This is a genomic window from Candidatus Ruminimicrobium bovinum (assembly GCF_902760015.1).
GTDB classification, from domain to species: Bacteria; Elusimicrobiota; Endomicrobiia; order Endomicrobiales; family Endomicrobiaceae; genus Ruminimicrobium; species Ruminimicrobium bovinum.
On sequence record NZ_CACWEU010000057.1, the window covers coordinates 1 to 2575 of the forward strand.

The following is a 2575-nucleotide window of genomic DNA, read 5'->3' on the forward strand; positions in this document are numbered from 1 at the left end:
AGCCTCCAATACAGCTCTGTAAAAATCAGCTTTTTTATAATCGTTAAAAGATGCATCGCGAATTGTCGGATGGATATGCCTCCAATGATAATTAACATATTCAGGAATCAACCCATGTAATATATCAATAACATTGTTCTGTTTATCTGTTGTCAACTCTGAATCATAAACAGAATCAACAATCTTCTCAACATCAGTTTTTATATTTCTAGGAAGTTTACTATACCATTCACCGAAGTTTATTTTTGATTTATTTAAGATTTGTTTTTGTTTCTCTATTTTTCTTTTTGCTCTCCAATCTATTTCTATATCTTTTAATAATCTCTGTAAATTATTTCTTAATTCATTAGTAATAGGTAAATCCCAATTAAGAGATTGTCTATCAGTGGAAATAACATCTTCTTCAAGTTCATCAATAAAATCGACATTAAGCCAACCCATCAAATAAGAATATCCGTGACTTGATTCTCCTACTCCAAAAAATTCTGGAACATTGACTAAACGACCGTGGGCAAAAAGAGTTATTCCTCTTAAACCGGGTTTTAAAGGTTTTTCTGTTGCTATTATACAACCAGAAACTTTTTTATTATCCAAATATTCATTTTTTATATCATTATTATTTGGCAATATCCATTCTATTTGTTTATCAAGATTTTCATATTTAAGTTTGTTATCAATTAATAAATTATTATCGTCATTAATGGAAATATAAACTTTAAAATCGGAATCAAAAAAATTAAACAACTTTGAAAGACTTAATGATAAGGATTCTTTATTAAAGGAAGATTTCCTCTTCAATTCTGTTAATTCTATCTCTGTTCCTATTTCTTTAACATTACAATCTGAAATTTTAAATTTAGGTTCATATGTAGAAGCTGTAGAATTTTTTATCTCTGACCAATTTAATGAAAACTCAACTTTTTTACCATCTTTTTTAGTTGTAATTCTTATTGTATCTCCTATACCAAAAAAAGCCAATTTCCCCAAACCTTTTCTACCAGTAACTTTTCTCAATCCGTTAGGACTCATTCCATTATCTTCAATTCTTCTTTTTCTTCCTATATGCAAAAATTTATCATTAAGTTCATCAAAAGACATTCCCAAACCATCATCAATAACAACAATACTTTTATTACCTTCTCTATCATATAATTTAATATATACATTGTTAGCTTCGGCATCATATGCATTTGCTATCAATTCTGCAATAGCATTTGGCAAGACAGAATACATTTTAACACCTAAATGTTCAATTGTGTGAAGCTCAAAACTCATTTCTAATTTTTTATTTTCTTCCATAAATTATAATCTCTCCTAATCTTCTTGCATATTCGCAAGGAACGGCATTGCCTATAAGTTTTGCCGTTGTGGAAATACTTTTTGTTTTAAAAACATAATCTTTTGGAAAAGTTTGTAATGTTGCACCTTCTCTTAAAGAAATAGCACGATCCTCTTCAGGATGCCCGAAACGGCCATTTGAAATGCTGAAAAATTTTGTTGTAATTGTCGATGCAGGTTTATTCCACCACATACGGCCATAAGTATCTTTAAAACTATTATCTTTACCGACAAAACATTTCAATTGTAATTCAGGATCTTCCGCCCAATCAAAACGACTACCACCATCATGTTTCGTTTTTTGCACTCTCTTTAATCCTTTTTCACTTAAACCTGCAACCGTATGACACAAAACCGTTTTATCTTTATTCCCTGCTTTAAGAACCGGAAAACCGTTATGTTTACCTATAAAATCTTTAAGTAATGATTGTTTATTATCTTCTTCTGGAAAAATAATTTCTTTATTTAATCTTGTAGCTATCAAAGAAAATCTCTTCCTTGTTTGTGGAACTCCATAAAAACTCATATCTACAACTTTATTTTTTTCATTATAACCTATACTTTTTAGTTTTGATAAAAACTCAGGTAAAATACTATCTTTATTGGTCAAAATACCAGGAACATTTTCAACCAAGACATACCCCGGTCTATAATACTCGACAAAACGAAAAAAATTCATTAATAAATCTTTTGATTTTATGGATTTATTTTTATCCGTATTTATAATGCTGTAAAATTGACAAGGACTACATCCGACAAAAATTAAATTATCGTCATTCCTTTTTATGCTGAATTTTCGTTCAAAAAAATTGGTGTGCAATCTTTTTATATCGGAATGTATAAAATGGCATTTATTATTAAATTCGTAAGTTTCTTTTGCATCGTTATCAAAATCTATACCGGCAACGACATCAATACCTGCTTGCTTAAGCCCACAGGTCATTCCTCCGCCACCACAAAAGAAATCTATTGCTTTAAATTTTTGTTCTGACATTTTTAATTTAGATAAAATTTATTATACAACAAGTATATTATACTAATTTTCAATATAAATAAAAAGTTTTTTATTTATTATTTTTGTCAAATATATGGATATTCTATTGTTAAGTTTGCACTGTAGTTTATATTTTAAGTTTTATCAATTTTGAATCCTTAGAAATTATTATAGATTGGAAATTATGTTATTATTGTACCAAGTATCTGCTTTTTCTTTTGATAAATATGCTTTATCAAATAA

2 protein-coding genes are annotated in these 2575 nt (G+C 28.3%); both read right to left on the reverse strand.

Annotated elements, in window-relative coordinates:
- On the reverse strand, positions 1–1299 hold a 1299-nt coding region (locus tag ACMUOV_RS02055), incomplete at its 3' end, for an ATP-binding protein (RefSeq protein ID WP_413853308.1).
- Positions 1286–2332, reverse strand: coding sequence for a DNA cytosine methyltransferase (locus ACMUOV_RS02060; RefSeq protein ID WP_413853310.1), 1047 nt, complete (start codon positions 2330–2332; stop codon positions 1286–1288). The genes ACMUOV_RS02055 and ACMUOV_RS02060, both read right to left, overlap by 14 nt.
- Between the last annotated feature and the right edge of the window lie 243 nt (positions 2333–2575).